This is a genomic window from Serratia marcescens (genome assembly GCF_006715005.1).
Taxonomy (GTDB): Bacteria; Pseudomonadota; Gammaproteobacteria; order Enterobacterales; family Enterobacteriaceae; genus Serratia; species Serratia montpellierensis.
The window spans coordinates 3,566,974-3,585,716 of record NZ_VFMJ01000001.1; the positions used below are offsets into that span (position 1 = coordinate 3,566,974).

Here is an 18,743-nt window from a genome sequence, read left to right on the forward strand (position 1 = left end):
ATCAGTTGCTGAACAGTCGGGTAAATGCACCGACGTGCAGTGCGGCCAGGACATCGGTCACCGGCGCGTAAGAGGCCATTTGTTCAACGCCGCCGCGTTCGGCTTCGTCGCAAAAAACGTCGATGTCCCGGTTGAGTTGAAACAGGATGCGTTGGGTGTCGATATGGGTGACGCGCATCAGGCGCATGGCGGCGCTGAGAATGGTCATCGCCACGCCGTACTGATGCATCACCGCCACCTCGCGCGGGCCGGCGCCCAGCGCCGTCATCACCACCGCCTGCGTTACCGGATAGGTACCGGCGGCGCGACCGGCTTTGATCTGCTCAAGCCACCAGACCACCTGGGGCTCATCGCAGATGGCCGCCGCCATTTCCGCCAGCTTTTTTCCCATCCGCACCACCATGTTGCGGCCCTCTTCGTTCAGCTTGCGGTTGTACAGCGCCCAGTCATGCTCAATCGCCGCTTCGCGATCGCCGGCCTGCAGCGCCCGGCAGGCCGCCGCCACCGCTCGGCCGTCGCCGCCCGCCGCCTGTTGCAAGGCGGTGCGGGTGAACGACTGCAGCGTGTCGGCATCGCGCACGATGCCGGCCTGGATCGCCGACTCGACGCCGTTGGAAAAGGCGAACGCCCCCACCGGCAGCACCGAGTCGGCAAACTGCAGGATGCGAATCAACTGAACGGCGTTCATTTCAATTTGATCACATGCTGACCGAGGAATGGGCTGTCGACATGCACATGGGTGGCGGAATCCTCCGCACCGCCGAACAGCAGGCGCGCTTCGGGCTGGGTCAAATGCGGCAGAATGCTTTCGCCCTTCACGAACGAATAAGGCAACGCATGGAAACCGTGGGTTTTCATCACCGAATCCATCACCTTGGTCGCCACCGTCAGCGGAATAAAGATGCGATTCCCTTTGATGACCGATTTCCAGTGCTGATTGCCCAGCGCATGCCCCAGTTCGAACGCGGTCTTCAGCACCGTCGCCATATCGGTCGCCAGCAGCGACTCAAGATGGATGACCATCACATCGCGCAGGTTCATCTGCACCACCACCGCGCTGCGGTTCGCTTCGTTCCAGAGCAACACGTCGCCGTCGGCCAGCACCTGGTGACGATCGAGGGAAATACCGAGGTCCTGGCCGTCGCGGGTGGTTTTGCGGCAGCGGCTTTTCTGCGCCTCCCACTGCGAGAGCGCCAATACGTCCAGCGAGGCATGTTGCAAACGCTCGCGCCAGTCGGCATCCCGTTTGATATTGCCGAGTATCTTTTCAATCACGATCATGAGCAGCGATCCCTAGCTGAAGAAGTAACGTTGATTAAGCACGGCGGTGGTGATCGGCTTCACCGTGGCATGTTCGCCGTTGACCTTGACCGCGAAGGTTTCGGGATCCACCTCGATGTGCGGCGTTTCCGCATTGCGCACCATGTCCTGCTTGGAGATCGCCCGGCAGTTATGCACCGCCATCACCTGCCGCTCCAGCCCCAGTTTCTCTTTGATACCGTCGTGCAACGCGGCGCCGGAGACGAAGGTGACGCAGGTTTCCTGCAGCGATTTACCCATGGCGCCGAACATCGGGCGGTAGAACGTGGGCTGCGGCGTCGGCAACGACGCGTTGGGATCGCCCATCACCGCCCAGTTAATCATCCCGCCCTTGATTACCAGCTTCGGCTTGGCCCCGAAGAAGCGCGGCTCCCACAGCACCAGATCGGCCATCTTGCCGACCTCGACCGAACCCAGCACGTGGCTGATGCCCTGCGCAATCGCCGGATTGATGGTGATCTTCGCCACGTAGCGCAACACGCGGAAGTTGTCGTGCTCCGCCGCATCTTCCGGCAGCTTGCCGCGCGCGACTTTCATCGCGTGCGCCGTCTGCATCACCCGCAGCCAGTTTTCGCCCACCCGCCCCATCGCCTGGGAATCGCTGGAAAACATCGACAGCACGCCCATGTCGTGCAGCACGTTTTCCGCTGCGATGGTTTCCGGCCGCACCCGGCTTTCGGAGAACGCCACGTCGGCCGGCACATTGGGATTGAGGTTGTGGCACACCATGATCATGTCGAACAATTCGGCCTGGCTGTTGATGCCGAACGGCAGCGTGGGGTTGGTGGAGCTCGGCAACACGTTCATCTGCGCGGCGACCTTGATGATATCCGGCGAGTGCCCGCCGCCGGCGCCTTCGGTATGGAAGGTGTGGATGGTGCGTCCTTCAAAGGCGTCGATGGTGTCCTCGACGTAACCGCCTTCATTCAGGCTGTCGGTATGCACCGCCACCTGAATATCCATGTCGTCGGCCACGCGCAGCGCGTGGCGCAGCGCGGAGTTGGTGGCGCCCCAGTCCTCATGCACTTTCAGCCCCGCCACGCCGGCGGCGATTTGTTCGACCAGCGGCGCAGCGTGCGAAGCGTGCCCCTTGCCGAGCATCCCCACGTTGACCGGCATAGTCTCAAAAGCGCGCAGCATGCGGTGGATATGCCAGGGCCCGGCGGTCACGGTAGTGCCGTTGGAGCCGTCGGTCGGTCCGACGCCGCCGCCGAAGAACGTCGTCACGCCGTTGGAGAGCGCATGCGCCGCCTGCTGCGGCGAAATGAAGTGGATATGCGTATCGATGCCGGCGGCGGTCAGGATCAGGTGCTCACCCGAGATGGCGTCGGTGCTGACGCCCACCACCATGCCGGGCGTGACGCCGTTCATCATCGCCGGGTTGCCGCTTTTGCCGATGCCGGCGATCAGGCCGTTCTTGATGCCGACGTCCGCCTTGATCACCCCTTGCCGGGCGTCCAAAATCGTCACGTTGGTAATCACCAGATCCAGGACGTTATCGCTGGTTAATCGGTTGTCGGCGCCCATGCCGTCACGCAGCGACTTGCCGCCGCCGTAGACCGATTCCTCGCCGTAGCCGCGCAGGTCTTTCTCTATTTCAATAAACAGTTGCGTATCGCCCAAACGAATTTTATCGCCGGTGGTTGGGCCGAACAGCCCGGCATATTCTTGCCTGGAGACGGTTGGCATGCGTTATTCCTCGCTCGTTTTCGGCGGCGTCTGAACGAGGTTTTTATAACCCAGCTCAATAGCTCGCTTTACATCTATCGTTTTCTTTACCCTTTCACCCGCTGCTACCGGGCTGTCACCCGCCCAACCGTCTACCAGATTATTAAACCCGTAGACCGTTTGCTTGCCGCCGATAGCAATCAGCGCCACCTCAATCTCATCACCGGGTTCAAAACGGATCGCCGTCGTGGCTGTGATATTTAAACGCTTGCCAAAGGCGGCGGCGCGATCGAATTGCAGCGCTTTGTTGGCTTCGAAGAAATGAAAATGCGAACCGACCTGAATAGGCCTGTCGCCGGTGTTGCGCACCGTTAAAATAACCGTCTCGCGATCTTCATTGAAGGTAATGGGGCTTTCGGACAGGATATAGCCGCCTGGCGGCACGTGCTTTTCTTGGTCATGCTTTTTCATTGAAATACCTGTGCTGATAAGATTTATCCGTGGCAATCAGGAAAGCCAACCGCACTTACTGAATCGGGTCGTGCACCGTCACCAGGCGGCTGCCGTCGCTGAATATCGCTTCGACCTGCACGTGCGGGATCAAGTCCGCCACACCATCCATGACGTCATCGCGGCTCAATACCTGCCGCGTATCGTTCATGACTTCTTCCAGCGTTTTTCCCTCGCGGGCGCCTTCCAGCGCTGCGGTGGTAATAATCGCCACCGCCTCGGGGTAATTCAGCTTTATCCCTCTGGACTTTCGCTTTAATGCGACGTCGGCCAGGGTATAGACCATCAATTTTTCGATTTCTCTTGGCGTTAATTGCATGGAGCACTCCGATCTCGACAGGAATAATCAGACAAAGTGATGCCGAAGGCGATTAATAGTTAATAACCTTGCGTTATTTATTTGCGTTTATCTGACCCTCGAACAATCTAGGAGGTAACTTTGATTTTATCAACCTGCAACTTTATTCAATTTAGAGCATGAGCTATTCCCACCCATAAGAAAGTAACAGCGGTGCGATAGCTTTTATCGATAAAAAGGCTCTTTTTTTCTTTCTACTCCCACAATAAAACGATCAAAAAAAACGCAGTCGCCTATTTTTTATTTTAACCCGCTCAATGAATACTGGGTAAATAAGCACATCGCCGGTGCGGACACCGATATTAAAGACATGTAACCAACGGTCAGGAAATATAATTAAATTTACAAATAAGACACGAACAAAAATACCTTTTTAGTTAAAAAAAATTTATCTATTCTATTGCTGATACCAATAAGTTCTTAAAAATAAAAAACCCGGCCGCAGCCGGGTTTGCCTCATTGCCGAGTTATTCAACCTTGCTGGCGAATACGCGCCAACAGCGCGTCGATATGCTCAATCTGCGACGCATTAACGATCAGCGTGCGCCCCAGTCCCAGCGCATGGCGCTGGCAGTCGAGGCGCATATCGGCGTCGGCAATGCTGTCCAGATCGGCGACGTGCGCCAGGCCGATGGTGCGCCGGATCAGTTCGGTGCCGCAATACCCTACTGCGTCAGTCCAGACCTGCTGCAGGAACTGCTCAGCGTAACCCGGCGTCGCCAGCGCCGCATCGCGGCTCTGCTGATGGCATAGCGCCAGGAAGCGATCGGCGAAAATCAGCCACAGCTCGCGCACATCCTGTAGGCGCTGTTCGCGCCCGGCGGCGGCGTCGCGCGGCCCGAACAGCCCCGGCAGGCCGCAATAGTTGAGCAGCAGGTTGCCTAACGCAGTGCCGATATCGAAACCGATCGGGCCGTAGAAACCGAATTCGGCATCGATCGCTTTTAACCGCCCTTCCGCCACGAAGATCGAACCGCTGTGAATGTCCCCGTGCAGCAGCGCCTCCGCCTTACTGAGGAAGCGATGTTTCAGGCTGGCGACCGCCAGCTTCAGCGGTGCATCCGCGCGCAACGCCTGCACCTGCGGCAACAACGCCGCCTCGAACTGATTGCGCTCATGGTCGATATAGGGATCGGTAAAGAACAGATCTTCGGTGATCTGGCACAGCTCTGGGTTGGTGAAACGGCTGACTTCCGCCTTCTTCCGCTGCGCCGACTGATAAAAATCGGAGGTGTGGAACAGCGTCTGCGCCAGGTATTCTGCCAGTTGCCCGGCCGCCAGCGGGTGATAGTTGCCCTGCACCAGTTCACTGCGCCAGATGCAATGATCGGAGAGATCTTCCTGCACCATCACCGCCAATTCGGGATCGTGATGCAAGACTTTTACCGTATGCCTTGGGCAGAAACCGCCGTGGACCAGCAGCGTTTCCGCTTCGATGCGCGCCCGATCCAACGTCAGCGGCCAGGATTCGCCCACGCAGCGCACGTAGGGCAGCGCCTGTTTGACGATCACCCGGCTCACACCTTCGCGATCGCGGATCTTGAACACCAGGTTCAGGTTGCCGTCACCGATCTCGTCGGCGCTGACCAGCGCCTGCGGCTCAGCCACCTGCCCGTATTGGCGGGCGTATTCAACGGCGTCGGCAGCCGTAAACGTACGATAAAGCGACATTCCCCAACCCCTCTGTTCTCTTTCACTGACCCAGCGATTCTGTTTATTTAGACGTAAAAGCATTTGGACGTCTATACATCTGGAAGTCATGTTGGCAGAATAGCGTTTCAGATGCAATAACCACGCAACAAGGAATTAACCGCCGATGCAAGCGCTTAACACCACCAGTTTGACCCTGCAGGACAACCGCCTTTGGATCCTTGATCAGCAAGCCCTGCCGCAGGAAAAGCGGTGGCGCGCCTGCGACAGCGTGGAAGAGTTGGTCGGGCACATTCACAGCCTGCGGGTGCGTGGCGCGCCGCTGATCGGGCTGTCCGCCAGCCTGCTGTTGGCGCTGCTCGCGGAACGCGGTCTATCGCGTGCCGAGCTGGAGCAGGCGCTGCACACGCTGCGCGCCGCCCGCCCGACGGCGGTCAACCTGATGAACAATCTGGATCGCATGAAGCTGGCGCTGGCGGAGCCTGATTGGGTGCCGACGATGGTGAACGAAGCGCTGCGGTTAGTGGAAGAAGATCGCCTGCTGTGCGATCGCATCGCCGATCACGGCGCTGGGCTGGTCAAGCCCGGCAGCCGCCTGCTGACCCACTGCAATACCGGCGGATTGGCCACCGCCGGCGTCGGCACCGCCATCGGGGTGCTGCTGCGCGCGCACCAGCAGGGCAAGGTGCAACAGGTATGGGTCGATGAAACCCGGCCGCTGCTGCAGGGCGGCCGTCTGACCGCCTGGGAACTGGGCGAACTGGGCATACCCTATCGCCTGATCTGCGATTCGATGGCTGCCAGCCTGATGGCGCAGGGCCAGGTCGATGCGGTGTGGGTCGGCGCGGATCGCATCGCCGCCAACGGCGACGTCGCCAACAAAATCGGCACCTACAGCCTGGCGGTGCTGGCGCACTACCACGGCATTCCGTTCTACGTGGCCGCCCCGCATACCACCCACGATCCGCACTGCCCGGACGGCGCCGCCATCCCGATCGAGCAGCGCGCAGCGACCGAAGTCACCGGCGTTTCAGGCAGCTTCGGCGCCTGCCAGTGGGCGCCAACCGACGCGCCGGTCTACAATCCGGCGTTCGACGTCACGCCGGCGAAGCTTATCAGCGGGTGGGTGTTCGACAGCGGCGTGATCACGCCGCAGCAGGTTGAAGCGGGGATTTTCCGGCGGGCGCTGGGGGAACGCCCGCCGGTTGACGATCAGTCCAGACGCGGGTAGGCATCGGCGATCTTGTCGCCGGTGAAGTGCGCCACCCAGCCTTCCGGGTTGTCGAACACCCGGATCGCGGTAAAGTGCGGCGCCGATCCCATATCGAACCAGTGGCGAGTGTTGGCCGGCACCGAGATCAGATCGTTCTTTTCGCACAGGATCTGGAAGATCTTGCCGTCCAGATGCAGGCAAAACAGCCCCGCCCCTTCAACGAAAAAGCGCACTTCATCCTCGCCGTGCGTGTGTTCGGACAGGAATTTTTCGCGCAGCGCCTGACGCTGCTCGTGGTCCGGCCGCATGCTGATCACGTCCCAGCTCTGGTAGCCCTTTTCCGCCACCAGCCGGTCTATCTCATGCTGGTAGGCGGCGATCACCGCCTCCGGCTGCGGATTATCGCCCAGCTCGCGATCCGCCTGCCAACGTTCAAAGCGCACGCCGATTTGCGCCAGTTGGCGCTGGATCTCCTGCGCGTCGCGGCTCTGCCACAGCGGCTGCTGCGGCGCTTTATCGCTGAAAATGGTCAATCCACTCATGAGACGAACTCCCCTAAATCGATACGATCAAAACGGTTAACCTGCGGATGCCGGCTCTGCTCGTCCGCCTCATCGCGGATCAGCTGGCAGGTATGCCAGCCGGCGGCCTGCGCCGCATCCAGCTCCTGGTGGATGTCGGACAAGAACAGCAGCTCGTCGGGCGCGATGCCGATAGCCTGCGCGATGTTGCGGTACGACGCGGTTTCACGCTTGGCGCCGACGTGCGTATCGAAATAGCCGCTGAACAGCGGCTGCAGATCGCCGGCGTCGCTGTGGCCGAACAGCAGCTTCTGCGCTTCCACCGAACCGGAGGAATAGACGTAAAGCTTCACTCCCTGCCGCTGCCAGGCAGCCAACTGCCCGGCGACTTCCGGGTACAGATGCCCGCGAAAATCCCCTTCGCGGTAACCGCTGCGCCAGATGATGCCCTGCAACGCCTTGAGCGCGGTGGATTTGCGATCTTCATCCATAAAGCGGTACAGGGCGGCGATCAGCGCGTCGAGATCTGCCTGCGGCTGGTCAATTTCAGCGCGCAGCGCCGCCAGCGGCGCGGCGACTTCGCTCTCAGCGGCATGGCGGCGCACAAAATCCGCCAGCCGTTCGCGGGCATAAGGAAACAGTACCTGATGCACAAAGCGAATATCGCTGGTGGTGCCTTCAATATCGGTCACGATGGCGCGGATCATTTCGCCTCCAGTAAGCGGCGTTGCAGTTCACACTGGAACAGGAATTCCAGCCCTTCGAGATGGCGGCGGGCTTCCGCCACCTGGCTTCCCCAGCAATACAGACCGTGGCCGCGCACCAGAAAGCCGTATTGCAGCGGCGTGGCCTCGGCATAGGCCGCCACGCGCGCCGCCAACCGGGGGATGTCCTGATCGTTATCAAAAATGGGGATCGCCACGCTGTCCAGGTGGCTGCGCTGGCCGGCCAGCGACTTCTGCATTTCGTACCCCTGCAGCACCAGCGCATCACCGCGCTCCACCCGCGACAGGACGGTAGCGTTGACGGAATGGGTATGCAGCACCGCGCCGATATGCGCAGACAGGCGGTAGAGCAGCGTATGCAGCCCAGTCTCCGCCGATGGCGTGCGGCCGCTCGGCACATGATTATCGGCGATATCCACCCGCAGAAAATCGGCGGCGCTCAGGCTGCCCTTGTCTTTGCCGGACTCGGTGACCAGGCACTGACGTTCGTCCAGGCGCAGCGACATGTTGCCGCCGGTCGCCGGGCACCAGCCTTTGTCGCCAATCCAGTGGCAGGCCGCCAGCAATGCGGTAAGTTGCGGATTATCCGTCATTATTATCGTTTCCCGTTCGGTAAGGCGGCCGGCAGATGAAACTTTACCTGCCGCATGGCGGGCTAAGCACTTTTTCGCATTTAGCCATCTAAGCGTCTTGATTGCCAAATACTAGCATCGTGTTATATTGACGGCAATATAAGCGCCTGGAGTATTCACCTGCTATGAGCACTTCCGCATTGATTCCCGAAAGTAAACTGCCTGCCCTGGGCACCACCATCTTCACCCAGATGAGCGCGCTGGCGCAGCAGCATCAGGCGATCAACCTGTCGCAGGGCTTCCCTGATTTTGACGGCCCGGACTACCTGAAAGAACGCTTGGCCTGGCACGTCGCCCAGGGCGCCAACCAATATGCGCCAATGACCGGCGTGGCGCCGCTGCGCGAAGCCATCGCCGACAAAACCGCCGAGCTGTATGGCTGGCAACCGGACGCCTCCGCCGAAGTGACCGTCACCGCTGGCGCCACCGAAGCGCTGTTCGCCGCCATCAGCGCGCTGGTGCGCCCCGGCGATGAGGTGGTCTGTTTCGATCCCAGCTATGACAGCTATGCGCCGGCGGTGACGCTGGCCGGCGGCATCCTCAAACGCATCGCCCTGCAGCCGCCCGCGTTTGCCGTCGATTGGCCAGGGTTCGCCGCCGCGCTGTCGCCGCGCACCCGCCTGGTGATCGTCAACACGCCGCACAACCCGTCCGCCACCGCCTGGCAGGCGGAAGACATGCAGCAGCTGTGGCACGCCATTGCCGAACGCGAAATCTACGTGCTCAGCGACGAGGTTTACGAACACATCTGCTTCGCCAAAGGCGGCCACGCCAGCGTGCTGGCCCACCCACAGCTGCGCCAGCGCGCGATTGCGGTGTCCTCCTTCGGCAAAACCTTCCACATGACCGGCTGGAAAGTGGGTTACTGCGTGGCGCCCGCCGCGCTGAGCGCCGAGGTGCGCAAGGTGCATCAATACCTGACCTTTTCGGTCAACACCCCGGCGCAGCTGGCGCTGGCGGATAGCCTGCGCGCCGAGCCGGAGCACTGGCGACAGCTGCCGGCGTTCTATCGCGCCAAGCGCGATCGCTTTGTGCAGGCGCTGGCGAGCAGCCGACTGGAAATTTTACCCTGCGCGGGTACATACTTCTTGCTGGCGGACTACAGCGCCATCTCCGATCTGGACGATGTGGCGTTCTGCCATTGGTTAACCGAGCACGTGGGCGTGGCGGCCATTCCGCTGTCGGTCTTCTGTGCCGATCCTTTCCCCCATAAATTGATCCGGCTGTGCTTCGCTAAACAGGACGCCACGCTGGATGCAGCTGCGGAGCGGTTATGTCGACTTTAAAAATTACCCTGTTGCAGCAACCGCTGGTCTGGCGCGACGGCCTCGCTAACCTGGCCGCCTTCGACGCGTTGCTGGCACCGATCGTCGGGCGCGATCTCATCGTCTTGCCGGAAATGTTCACCACCGGTTTCGCCATGGATGCCGGCGAGAGCGCCCTGCCCGAACAGCAGGTGATCGACTGGCTGCACGGTTGGGCGGTGAAAAGCCACGCGTTAATCGGCGGCAGCGTCGCGCTGAAAACCGACGAGGGCGCGGTCAACCGCTTCCTGTTGGTGGAGCCGGGCGGCCAGGTGCATGCCTATGACAAACGCCATCTGTTCCGCATGGCCGGCGAACACCTGCATTACCAGGCCGGCAACCGGCGTGAAATCTTCGAGTGGCGCGGCTGGCGCATCCTGCCGCAAATCTGCTACGACCTACGTTTCCCGGTCTGGGCGCGCTATCAGCAGGATTACGATCTGGCGCTGTACGTCGCCAACTGGCCGGCGCCGCGCAGCCACCATTGGCAAACGCTGCTGGCGGCGCGGGCGATTGAAAATCAGGTGTATGTGGCGGGCTGCAACCGGGTGGGCGAAGATCCTAACGGCCTGAGCTACAGCGGAGACAGCTTAATCATCAGCCCTCAAGGCGAGATCCTGGCGGATGCGGAGCCCGGCGCGGCCACGCGGCTGGACGCCGAGCTGTCGCTGGAAACCCTGCAGAGTTATCGCAGCGCCTTCCCGGCCTGGCGCGATGCCGACAGCTTTCTGCGTTTAGACTGATTCCCCCTTCTCCCAGCCGGCGATCATCAGGCAATAGGCCTGGATCGCCAGCGCCACGTCCGCCTGCCGCACCGCTTCGTCCGGATGATGGCTGACGCCGCCGGCGCAACGCACGAACAGCATGCCGACCGGCCATTGCGCCGCCACGGCGATGGCGTCGTGACCGGCACCGCTCGGCAGCGCCAGGCTGCGGCCCTGCACTGGCGCGACGGCCGTCTGCCAGCGGCGCTGCAGCTCCGCATCGCAGGCGGTGGCATCAATGCGATAAAACTCTTCGCTGGCGAAACCCACTCCGCGCCGTACGCAGATCGCCTGAGCCTGTGCCAACAACGCCGTCAATAGCGCCGCCAGCGGCGCATCCTGCGGACCGCGCACGTCGAGCGTCAATTTCACCTCACCGGGGATGACGTTAACCGCGCCTGGCAGGCATTCAATACACCCCACGGTGGCCACCAGATGCGGATCGGCGGCGCGGGTCAGCGTTTCGACCGCCATCATCCATTCCGCCGCGGCCGCCAACGCGTCTTTGCGCTGCCCCATCGGCACCGTGCCGGCGTGGCCCGCCTCACCGCTGAAAGTACAGGTAAGCCGGCGCGCGCCGTTGATCGCCGTCACCACGCCCAGCGCCAAATCGGCCGCCTCGAGACACGGGCCCTGTTCGATATGCAGCTCGAGATAGGCGCAGATTTCCTGCGGCGCGCGGCGTGCCTGCGCGATCGCCGCCGGATCCAGCCCAAAGTCGCGCATGGCCTGTGCCACACTGATGCCATCGGCGTCGGTGCACGCCAGCCACTCTGCGGGCCACTGGCCGGTCAGGCCGCGGCTGCCGAGCAGCGTAACGCCGAAGCGCGCGCCCTCTTCGTCCGCAAAACCGATCACCTCCAGCGCCAGCGGCAAACGGCGCCCCTGGCGATGATAATATGCCACCGTCTCCAGCGCCGTGAGCACGCCGAGCATGCCGTCATAGCGCCCGGCGTTACGCACCGTGTCCAGATGCGAACCGAGCAGCAGCGCAGGTGCGCCGGGCGTGGGCCCTTCATAGCGGCCGCAGATATTGCCGACGCTGTCCTGCCAAACCTGCATGCCACTCTCGCGCATCCACTCGCCAACCAAGCGATTGACACGCCGATGTTCAGCAGAAAGATAAAGGCGCGTCAGCCGATCGGGCTCCGCGCTGATCGCCGCCAGCTCGTCGCAGCGCGCCATCACTCGTGCGGCGGCCTGCTGCGCCTCCAGCGGCGTCATCCATGATGCCCTGCATCATAAACATTCCAGGCGGCCTGCAATGCCTCGCCCTGCCTACTGGCGAAACCGAGGCGGTTCAACACCGCCTCCAGCGCCGCCAGCGTTTGCAGCACGCAATCCTTGCGCGCGTTATAGCCCATGGTGCCGATGCGCCAGATTTTTCCCTGCAGCGGGCCGAACGAGGTGCCGATTTCGATGGCAAAATCGTTCAGCATCATCTGCCGAACCTGTTCGCCATGCACCTGCGGCGGGATCACAACGCCGAGCACGTTGTTCATGCGGTGCTCAAGATCGCCGAACACCGCCAGCCCCATGCCGCGGATGCCCGCCAGCATTGCCGCGCCGTGCAGCCGGTGGCGGGCGATGGCATGATCCAGCCCTTCTTCGAGGATCACCCGCGCGCATTCCCGCGCCGCGAACAGCATGCTGGTGGCTTCGGTGTGGTGATTCAGGCGCTCCGGTCCCCAATAATCCATGATCATGCCGATGTCGAAATAGTTGGAGTAGATCATCTCGTCGTCGCCGTCGGCGTGCTCGGCGGTACGGATCCCCTCCTCCACGCATTTACGGCGGCGCACAATTTCTTCAAACTGCGGGCTGAGGGTGACCGGTGAACTGCCGGAGGGGCCGCCCAGACACTTCTGCAGCCCGGCAGAGACCGCATCCAGCCCCCAGGCATCGGTTTCCAGCGGGTTGCCGCCGAAGGAAGCGGTCGCGTCAGTGTAGAACAGCACGCCGTGGCGGCGGCAGATATCGCCCAACTCATGCAACGGCTGCAGCATGGTGGTGGACGTGTCGCCCTGCACCGTCAGCAGCAGGCGCGGGCGCACTCGCTTAATCGCGTCTTCGATGCGATCGGCGCTGAATACCTCACCCCACGGCACCTCGATCGTGTGTACCTCGGCACGGCAGCGGCGGGCAATCTCGCACAGCAGATGCCCGAAACGGCCGAAAACCGGCACCAGCACCTTATCGCCCGGCCGAATGGCGGAAACCAGCAGCGCTTCGATGCCGGCGCGTGAGGTGCCGTCCACCAGCATCGTCCAGCGGTTTTCGGTGCGGAACAGCGCGCGGTACAGCGCCATGACCTGATTCATGTAACCGGTCATCGCCGGATCGTACTGGCCGATCAGCTGACTCGACATGGCGCGCAGCACGCGCGGATCGGCGTTGATCGGCCCCGGCCCCATCAGCAGGCGCGCCGGCGGGTTAATCTGATCGAATTGCGAGATATCCAACATGTTCATTCCCTGTCAGCTTAGTAAGTTATTGAGTTATGCCGTCAGCGTCGACATGACGTTTGTTTGCTGCCCAACAGCCTACTCCCGATAGGGATTCAGTTGAAACAAAAGATTCTTATGATCAATTAATGAAACCAAAGTAACACAATGAGGTGACCGAACCGCCTTAAACGGCGGTGGGTGAAGGAAGGGAAATGATATGCCGCTTAACGCAGCTCCAGCTCGTCCAGCGCCTGGAACAGTTCGGCAACGTGATGAATGCGCTGCCGCCCCTGCGCCAGCCTTTCATGCAGCAACGCGTTGCTGAGCAGGCTGGCCAGGCTCATGGCGGCGGCATAGCTGTCGAAGGCCGACACGCTGTCGAGCGGCACGGTCAAGTGCCAGTTGGCCAACGAAAACAGCGCCTGCGCCTGCGGTTCACAGATCAGCAGCGTCGGTACCCCGCGGCTTTGCAACAGCGCCAGCACCGCCTTTATCTGGCGCGGCCGGCGACGGAACGCCACCACTACCGCCACGTCCTGCGGCGTCAGCCCCGCCAGATCTTCCGCCAGCGTCTGTCCCGGCTGCGGCGCCAGCAGCACCTGTTCACGCACCTGCATCAGCTGCTGACGCAGGTGCATCGCCACCGGATAGCTGTTGCGCAGCCCCAGCAGCAGTACGCCTCGCGCCTGCGCCAGTGCGGCAATCGCCGCGCTGAACTGCACCGCATCGATCTGCTTTACCCAGCGGGTGAGATTGGCCATTTCCTGCTTGCAGTGCCGCGCCAACAGCGTATCGCCCTGCACCGCATCGCGGCTGTCGGTCAACGGCATGCCGCTCTGGCGCAGGGTGCGCAGCTCATCGCGCATGGCGCGGTAGTTGGGGTAGCCCAGCCGTTTGAACAAGCGGCTGACCGTGGCTTTGGAAACGCCGCTCAGGCGCGCCAGCTCGGCGCTGTTGTAGCCGATCAAATCGTCATAGTGATCGAAGATGAAGTCGGCCACCCGCTGCTCCTGCGGCGTCAGCTGTGGGTAGTCGCGGCGCAGGCGTTCGTCGAACCGTTGCATTATCGTTCTCGCTGTAACCTTCGTTTCAGCGGAACATAACACGGCCGAACTACCCGCTGGCAAGCGATTATTGGTTGATGGGGAAATGGCAGCGGCCTGCCCTTCTCCAGCGTCAATGCCGGAAAAGGACAGCGCGTTCAGCACCAATAGGCCATGAAGTTCACGGTAGCGCGATCCAGATCGCGTTCGCCGATCAGGTAACGCCGCAGCGTTTTCACCGTGGAAGACTCAGCCGCCACCCAGGCATAAAAAGCGTTGCCGCCGGCCGCCCGCTCCCACAACACCTCATCGCTCAGGCTGCTTTCCGCCAGGGACTGCGCCTGCGCACACGCCGACGCGGGGATATCCACCCGCTGGCGCACCGCTTCCACCAGCAGCGTGCCATGCGTCAGTTGGTGACCCACGTCACGCGGCAGCCAGTAAACCTCGGCGAATGGGAAACGGGCCAAATCCAGGCAATCCCCCGCCACCGGCACCTCGAAGAATGCCTGCACCCGCGGCGGACTGGCCTGCTGCGCCAGCTGTTCCAGAATGCCCATCGCCGCCGGTACCGCCGTTTCATCGGCGATCAGCAGCGCCTGCTGCAGCTGCGCCGGCGGTGCCCATTCGTAGCCGCCGCTGTCGCCGTCGAACTCGTCGTTGGGGGCGACCGTCTGAAGGGCGTCACCCAGCTCGGCGTGGGTCGCCCAGGCGGAGGCCGGGCCGTTCACGCCATGCAGCACGAATTCGACGTCCATCTGATTCTGCTCGCGGCGTAGCGCACGCAGCGTATAAGTGCGCATCACCGGGCGCCGTTCTTTGGGGATCGCCATGTAATCGCCGTACCAGTCCGGGCCGTTGACCAACTGCGGGATCTTGCCGTCCGCCGCCGGGAACAGCAGTTTGATGCGCTGATCCGGCGCTTCCAGCTTCATCCGATGAATATCCGCACCTTCAAACACGCAGCGCACCAGCGAAGGTGAAATCAGCGTTTTGCTTTTCAAGGTGATATCAAAAATTCTGTAGCTGGCGGACATGTTCTCGATTCTCCGGCAACGGCTGTCGCTTGTGCGTATGGCCGATCGGCTGCCGTGTTGACGGCGTGGGGTGCTCGATCGCGCAGCGGGTAAAATGTTAATAAAACTAATTAATTACGTTAATGTATCGCAAAAAATCATATCATGATTTTATTGATAACAAGAAACGTTATTGATAAAAGAATCATTCTCAAAAAAAACACAATAACAATATCACCAGGAAATAACGATGAAACGCAAACACCTTTGGGTATTGAACCCTTGTCTGCTGGCAATGCTTGCGCCGGCGGCTTGGGCTGAAGATCAGAAAGCCGGCACTGAAGAGCAGATGGTAGTCTCCGCCAGCCGTTCACACCGCAGCGCGGCGGAAATGGCACAGACGACCTGGATCATCGAAAGCCAGGAGATCGAACAGCAGGTTCAGGGCGGTAAAGAGATCAAGGACATGTTGGCGCAGCTGATCCCCGGTATGGACGTCAGCGGCCAGGGCCGTACCAACTATGGCATGAATATGCGCGGCCGCTCGATGATGGTGATGATTGACGGCGTACGCCTGAATTCATCACGCAGCGACAGCCGCCAGTTGGATTCGATCGATCCGTTCAATATCGATCATATCGAGGTGATTTCCGGCGCGACCTCGCTGTATGGCGGCGGCAGCACCGGCGGCCTGATCAACATCGTCACCAAAAAGGGGCAACCGGAACAACAGGTCGAGTTGCAGATCGGCGGTAAAACCGGCTTTGGCGGCCATAACGATCACGACGAGAACGTGGCGGCGGCGGTCAGCGGCGGCAACGACAACGCCTCTGGGCGCCTGTCCGTTTCTTACCAGCGCTATGGCGGCTGGTATGACGGCAAAGGCAATGAGGTACTGATCGACAATACCCAAACCGGTCTGCAGTATTCCGATCGCCTCGACGTCATGGGCACCGGTACCCTCAACATCGACGAACACCAACAGCTGCAGCTGACCACCCAATACTATAAAAGCCAATCCGACGGCGACCACGGCCTGTTCCTGGGGGAAAACTTCGCGGCGGTGACCGGCAACGCCAAGGCGTACAACAGCGGAAACTTAAATTCCGACCGCATCCCAGGCACCGAACGCCATCTCATCAACCTGCAGTATTCCAATACCGATTTCCTCGGCCAGGATTTGGTGGCGCAGGTCTACTACCGCGACGAAACCTTGACCTTCTACCCGTTCCCGACGCTGGCGGGCAAAGCGCCGAACTATTACGTCAGCAGCATTGGCGCTTCGCAGCAAAAAACCGATTTCTACGGCGGCAAGCTGACGTTAAACAGCAAACCTGTCGACGCACTGACGCTGACTTACGGCATCGACGCCGAACATGAAAGCTTCAACGCCAACCAGCAATTCTTCAACCTGGCGAAGGCCCAGCAGTCCGGCGGCATGACGCTGGAGAACGCTTACAACACCGGCCGCTACCCGAGCTATACCACCAGCAACCTGGCGTCGTTCCTGCAGGCCAGCTACGACATCAACCCGATCTTCACCCTGAGCGGCGGCGTGCGTTACCAGTACACCGAAAACAAGATTGATGACTTCGTCGGTTATAACCAGCAGCAGGCGATCGCCACCGGCGCCGCGACGTCCGCCGACGCGATACCGGGCGGGAAAACCGACTACAACAACGCGCTGTTCAATGCCGGCCTGCTGGCGCACCTGACCGAGCGCCAGCAAACCTGGTTCAACTTCTCTCAGGGCTTCGAGATCCCGGACCCGGGCAAGTATTACGGCAACGGCACCTACGCGTTGAACGGCGGCCATTACCAGTTGCTGAAGAGCGTCAACGTCGGTGATTCCAAGCTGGAAGGCATTAAGGTCAATGCCTACGAGCTGGGTTGGCGCTATACCGGCGATAACCTTCGCACACAAATCGCCGCCTACTACTCGCTGTCCGACAAGAGCATCGCCATCAACAAAACCGACATGACCATCAACGTCAATGCGGACAAACGCCGCATCTACGGGGTGGAAGGCGCGGTGGATTATTTCTTTGAAGACAGCGACTGGAGCGCCGGCACCAACTTCAACGTTATCCGTTCCGAAACCAAGGTCAACGGCGAATGGAAGAAGCTGGTGGTCGATACCGCCAGCCCATCGAAAGTCACCGCTTATGTCGGCTGGGCGCCGGGCGACTGGAATCTGCGTTTACAGTCGCAGCAAACCTTCGACGTGTCGGACGATGGCGATTACACCAAGGCCAACTCCACTCAGGGCCGCAAAATCGATGGCTACAACACCCTCGATTTTCTCGGCAGCTATACCCTGCCGGTAGGGAAAATCAGCTTCAGCGTGGAAAACCTGCTGGACAAGGAATACACCACCGTTTGGGGCCAACGCGCGCCGATCCTGTACAGCCCGACCTACGGCTCGCCTGAGCTGTACAGCTATAAGGGCCGCGGACGCACCTTCGGTTTGAACTACTCGGTGTTGTTCTGAGGAATAAGGGGCCGGTCAGCCGGCCCCGTTCATTGGGCCGTACCGTTTTGCCGAGGGCAGAAACGACGAAGCCCTGAGTTATCGCTAACTCAGGGCTTCTGAATAGTGGCGGAACGGACGGGGCTCGAACCCGCGACCCCCTGCGTGACAGGCAGGTATTCTAACCAACTGAACTACCGCTCCGCGCCATTCCCTCTTGCGGGGGAACGAGGCGCATATTACGGACGCCTCTCGGTTCCGTCAACGCCTTTTTCTCACCAAATGAACCGTTTGCACAGTTTTTCAACGAAGGTTCATCCGGTGCGTTTTTTTCGTGCAAAAATGCCGTTACTCGGCCGGCGCACCGCGCCACAGGCAGCTGCCGCCCTTTTTCGCCACCAGATCCAGACGCGCCTCGTGCGCCTTCACTTCTTCGTCGCTGGCGTAGACCACTTTCATCGCCGTCGCCGGGCGGACAATGCGCTGAATTTCTTGCGCGGCGTCGTTTTGCTGGGTATCACCTTCCATCTGGAACGCTATCGAGGTCTGACCGCCGGTCATCGCCAGATAGACTTCCGCCAGGATCTCGGCATCGAGCAATGCGCCGTGCAGCGTACGCTTGCTGTTGTCTATCTCATAACGGCTGCACAAGGCATCGAGGTTGTTGCGCTTGCCCGGGAACAGGCGACGCGCCATCAGCAGGCTGTCGGTGATGGTGCAGAAGGTCTCGGTCTTCGGGATACCCTGCTGCAACATGCGGAATTCGTGATCCATAAAGCCGATGTCGAACGCCGCGTTATGGATCACCAGCTCGCCGCCGCGGATAAAGTCGAGGAATTCGTCGGCAACCTGATCGAAGGTCGGCTTGTCGGCCAGGAAATCGTCGCTGATGCCGTGTACGCCGTACGCTTCCGGATCCACCAGCCGATCCGGCTTGATGTAAACGTGGAAGTTGCGCCCGGTCAGGCGGCGGTTAATCACCTCCACCGCACCGATTTCGATGATGCGGTGCCCTTCGTAGTGCACCCCAAGCTTGTTCATACCGGTGGTTTCGGTATCGAGGACAATCTGTCTGGTGGTTGTAGAGATCATATTGCAGTGC

At 60.8% G+C, this 18,743-nt stretch carries 18 protein-coding genes and 1 tRNA gene; 4 read left to right on the plus strand and 15 right to left on the minus strand.

The features are described 5' to 3' along the window. Position 1: 1 nt before the first annotated feature. From FHU12_RS17405 to mtnK, 6 genes are all read right to left on the minus strand, one after another. Complete coding sequence (locus FHU12_RS17405) at positions 2-688, minus strand: urease accessory protein UreF (RefSeq protein WP_141970828.1); 687 nt, start codon at positions 686-688, stop codon at positions 2-4. After that, positions 685-1,281, minus strand: coding sequence for an urease accessory protein UreE (locus tag FHU12_RS17410; RefSeq protein WP_141970830.1), 597 nt, complete (start codon positions 1,279-1,281; stop codon positions 685-687). The genes FHU12_RS17405 and FHU12_RS17410 overlap by 4 nt, the downstream gene beginning before the upstream one ends. 12 nt (positions 1,282-1,293) lie before the next feature. Continuing rightward, positions 1,294-3,009 carry an urease subunit alpha gene (locus FHU12_RS17415; protein ID WP_141970831.1) on the minus strand — a complete coding sequence of 572 codons (1,716 nt, stop codon included), beginning with the start codon at positions 3,007-3,009 and terminating at the stop codon, positions 1,294-1,296. A 3-nt stretch (positions 3,010-3,012) separates the two neighbouring features. Then, entirely contained in the window at positions 3,013-3,459 is a 447-nt protein-coding gene (locus FHU12_RS17420) for an urease subunit beta (RefSeq protein WP_141970832.1), read from the minus strand. 55 nt (positions 3,460-3,514) lie between these two features. Continuing rightward, positions 3,515-3,817, minus strand: a complete 303-nt coding sequence (locus FHU12_RS17425) for an urease subunit gamma (protein WP_025160087.1) — start codon at positions 3,815-3,817, stop codon at positions 3,515-3,517. A gap of 510 nt (positions 3,818-4,327) precedes the next feature. Beyond that, complete coding sequence (gene mtnK, locus FHU12_RS17430; RefSeq protein WP_141970834.1) at positions 4,328-5,527, minus strand: S-methyl-5-thioribose kinase; 1,200 nt, start codon at positions 5,525-5,527, stop codon at positions 4,328-4,330. Positions 5,528-5,672: 145 nt separating this feature from the next. On the opposite strand from mtnK, the gene mtnA reads away from it, so the two are divergent. Continuing rightward, complete coding sequence (gene mtnA, locus FHU12_RS17435; RefSeq protein WP_141970836.1) at positions 5,673-6,737, plus strand: S-methyl-5-thioribose-1-phosphate isomerase; 1,065 nt, start codon at positions 5,673-5,675, stop codon at positions 6,735-6,737. On the opposite strand, the gene FHU12_RS17440 is transcribed toward mtnA, so the two are convergent. From FHU12_RS17440 to FHU12_RS17450, 3 genes are read right to left on the minus strand one after another with little or no spacing between them, the layout of a single operon-like run. Further along, entirely contained in the window at positions 6,719-7,261 is a 543-nt protein-coding gene (locus tag FHU12_RS17440; protein ID WP_102984216.1) for a 1,2-dihydroxy-3-keto-5-methylthiopentene dioxygenase, read from the minus strand. The two genes, mtnA and FHU12_RS17440, sit on opposite strands and share 19 nt — an antisense overlap. After that, complete coding sequence (mtnC, locus tag FHU12_RS17445; protein WP_043135516.1) at positions 7,258-7,947, minus strand: acireductone synthase; 690 nt, start codon at positions 7,945-7,947, stop codon at positions 7,258-7,260. Before mtnC ends, FHU12_RS17440 begins: the two co-directional genes overlap by 4 nt. Beyond that, positions 7,944-8,558 (minus strand): methylthioribulose 1-phosphate dehydratase, encoded by a 615-nt coding sequence (locus FHU12_RS17450; protein WP_141970838.1) that lies wholly within the window; start codon positions 8,556-8,558, stop codon positions 7,944-7,946. Before FHU12_RS17450 ends, mtnC begins: the two co-directional genes overlap by 4 nt. 164 nt (positions 8,559-8,722) lie before the next feature. Between FHU12_RS17450 and FHU12_RS17455 the strand changes: the two genes are divergently transcribed. Beyond that, a complete protein-coding gene (locus FHU12_RS17455; protein WP_141970840.1) occupies positions 8,723-9,883 on the plus strand; it encodes a pyridoxal phosphate-dependent aminotransferase in 1,161 nt (386 codons plus the stop codon). Continuing rightward, positions 9,871-10,644 (plus strand): amidohydrolase, encoded by a 774-nt coding sequence (locus tag FHU12_RS17460; protein WP_060439054.1) that lies wholly within the window; start codon positions 9,871-9,873, stop codon positions 10,642-10,644. The genes FHU12_RS17455 and FHU12_RS17460 overlap by 13 nt, the downstream gene beginning before the upstream one ends. Here the strand turns inward: FHU12_RS17460 and hpxK are convergent. The 4 genes from hpxK to FHU12_RS17480 all read right to left on the minus strand — a co-directional run bounded on the left by hpxK (position 10,636) and on the right by FHU12_RS17480 (position 15,192). Beyond that, positions 10,636-11,889, minus strand: coding sequence for an allantoate amidohydrolase (gene hpxK / locus FHU12_RS17465; protein WP_141970841.1), 1,254 nt, complete (start codon positions 11,887-11,889; stop codon positions 10,636-10,638). The two genes, FHU12_RS17460 and hpxK, sit on opposite strands and share 9 nt — an antisense overlap. Next, a complete protein-coding gene (pucG, locus tag FHU12_RS17470; protein ID WP_049241380.1) occupies positions 11,886-13,130 on the minus strand; it encodes a (S)-ureidoglycine--glyoxylate transaminase in 1,245 nt (414 codons plus the stop codon). The genes hpxK and pucG overlap by 4 nt, the downstream gene beginning before the upstream one ends. Positions 13,131-13,336: 206 nt before the next feature. Continuing rightward, positions 13,337-14,176, minus strand: a complete 840-nt coding sequence (locus tag FHU12_RS17475; RefSeq protein WP_141970843.1) for a MurR/RpiR family transcriptional regulator — start codon at positions 14,174-14,176, stop codon at positions 13,337-13,339. Positions 14,177-14,313: 137 nt separating this feature from the next. Beyond that, positions 14,314-15,192 carry a siderophore-interacting protein gene (locus tag FHU12_RS17480; protein WP_141970845.1) on the minus strand — a complete coding sequence of 293 codons (879 nt, stop codon included), beginning with the start codon at positions 15,190-15,192 and terminating at the stop codon, positions 14,314-14,316. Positions 15,193-15,421: 229 nt separating this feature from the next. Between FHU12_RS17480 and FHU12_RS17485 the strand changes: the two genes are divergently transcribed. After that, on the plus strand, positions 15,422-17,662 hold the full coding sequence (locus FHU12_RS17485; RefSeq protein WP_141970847.1) for a TonB-dependent siderophore receptor: 2,241 nt from the start codon (positions 15,422-15,424) through the stop codon (positions 17,660-17,662). Positions 17,663-17,768: 106 nt separating this feature from the next. On the opposite strand, the gene FHU12_RS17490 is transcribed toward FHU12_RS17485, so the two are convergent. Together FHU12_RS17490 and dnaQ are read right to left on the minus strand one after the other, a co-directional pair. Beyond that, positions 17,769-17,845, minus strand: a tRNA-Asp gene (locus FHU12_RS17490). A 144-nt stretch (positions 17,846-17,989) separates the two neighbouring features. Beyond that, positions 17,990-18,733 (minus strand): DNA polymerase III subunit epsilon, encoded by a 744-nt coding sequence (gene dnaQ / locus FHU12_RS17495; RefSeq protein WP_038871384.1) that lies wholly within the window; start codon positions 18,731-18,733, stop codon positions 17,990-17,992. Between the last annotated feature and the right edge of the window lie 10 nt (positions 18,734-18,743).

Coding starts and splice junctions, on each gene's coding strand:
- FHU12_RS17405 (WP_141970828.1), bottom strand. CDS start 688: ATGAACGCCGTTCAGTTGATTCGCATCCTGCAGTTTGCCGACTCGGTG.
- FHU12_RS17410 (WP_141970830.1), bottom strand. CDS start 1,281: ATGATCGTGATTGAAAAGATACTCGGCAATATCAAACGGGATGCCGAC.
- FHU12_RS17415 (WP_141970831.1), bottom strand. CDS start 3,009: ATGCCAACCGTCTCCAGGCAAGAATATGCCGGGCTGTTCGGCCCAACC.
- FHU12_RS17420 (WP_141970832.1), bottom strand. CDS start 3,459: ATGAAAAAGCATGACCAAGAAAAGCACGTGCCGCCAGGCGGCTATATC.
- FHU12_RS17425 (WP_025160087.1), bottom strand. CDS start 3,817: ATGCAATTAACGCCAAGAGAAATCGAAAAATTGATGGTCTATACCCTG.
- mtnK (WP_141970834.1), bottom strand. CDS start 5,527: ATGTCGCTTTATCGTACGTTTACGGCTGCCGACGCCGTTGAATACGCC.
- mtnA (WP_141970836.1), top strand. CDS start 5,673: ATGCAAGCGCTTAACACCACCAGTTTGACCCTGCAGGACAACCGCCTT.
- FHU12_RS17440 (WP_102984216.1), bottom strand. CDS start 7,261: ATGAGTGGATTGACCATTTTCAGCGATAAAGCGCCGCAGCAGCCGCTG.
- mtnC (WP_043135516.1), bottom strand. CDS start 7,947: ATGATCCGCGCCATCGTGACCGATATTGAAGGCACCACCAGCGATATT.
- FHU12_RS17450 (WP_141970838.1), bottom strand. CDS start 8,558: ATGACGGATAATCCGCAACTTACCGCATTGCTGGCGGCCTGCCACTGG.
- FHU12_RS17455 (WP_141970840.1), top strand. CDS start 8,723: ATGAGCACTTCCGCATTGATTCCCGAAAGTAAACTGCCTGCCCTGGGC.
- FHU12_RS17460 (WP_060439054.1), top strand. CDS start 9,871: ATGTCGACTTTAAAAATTACCCTGTTGCAGCAACCGCTGGTCTGGCGC.
- hpxK (WP_141970841.1), bottom strand. CDS start 11,889: ATGACGCCGCTGGAGGCGCAGCAGGCCGCCGCACGAGTGATGGCGCGC.
- pucG (WP_049241380.1), bottom strand. CDS start 13,130: ATGTTGGATATCTCGCAATTCGATCAGATTAACCCGCCGGCGCGCCTG.
- FHU12_RS17475 (WP_141970843.1), bottom strand. CDS start 14,176: ATGCAACGGTTCGACGAACGCCTGCGCCGCGACTACCCACAGCTGACG.
- FHU12_RS17480 (WP_141970845.1), bottom strand. CDS start 15,192: ATGTCCGCCAGCTACAGAATTTTTGATATCACCTTGAAAAGCAAAACG.
- FHU12_RS17485 (WP_141970847.1), top strand. CDS start 15,422: ATGAAACGCAAACACCTTTGGGTATTGAACCCTTGTCTGCTGGCAATG.
- dnaQ (WP_038871384.1), bottom strand. CDS start 18,733: ATGATCTCTACAACCACCAGACAGATTGTCCTCGATACCGAAACCACC.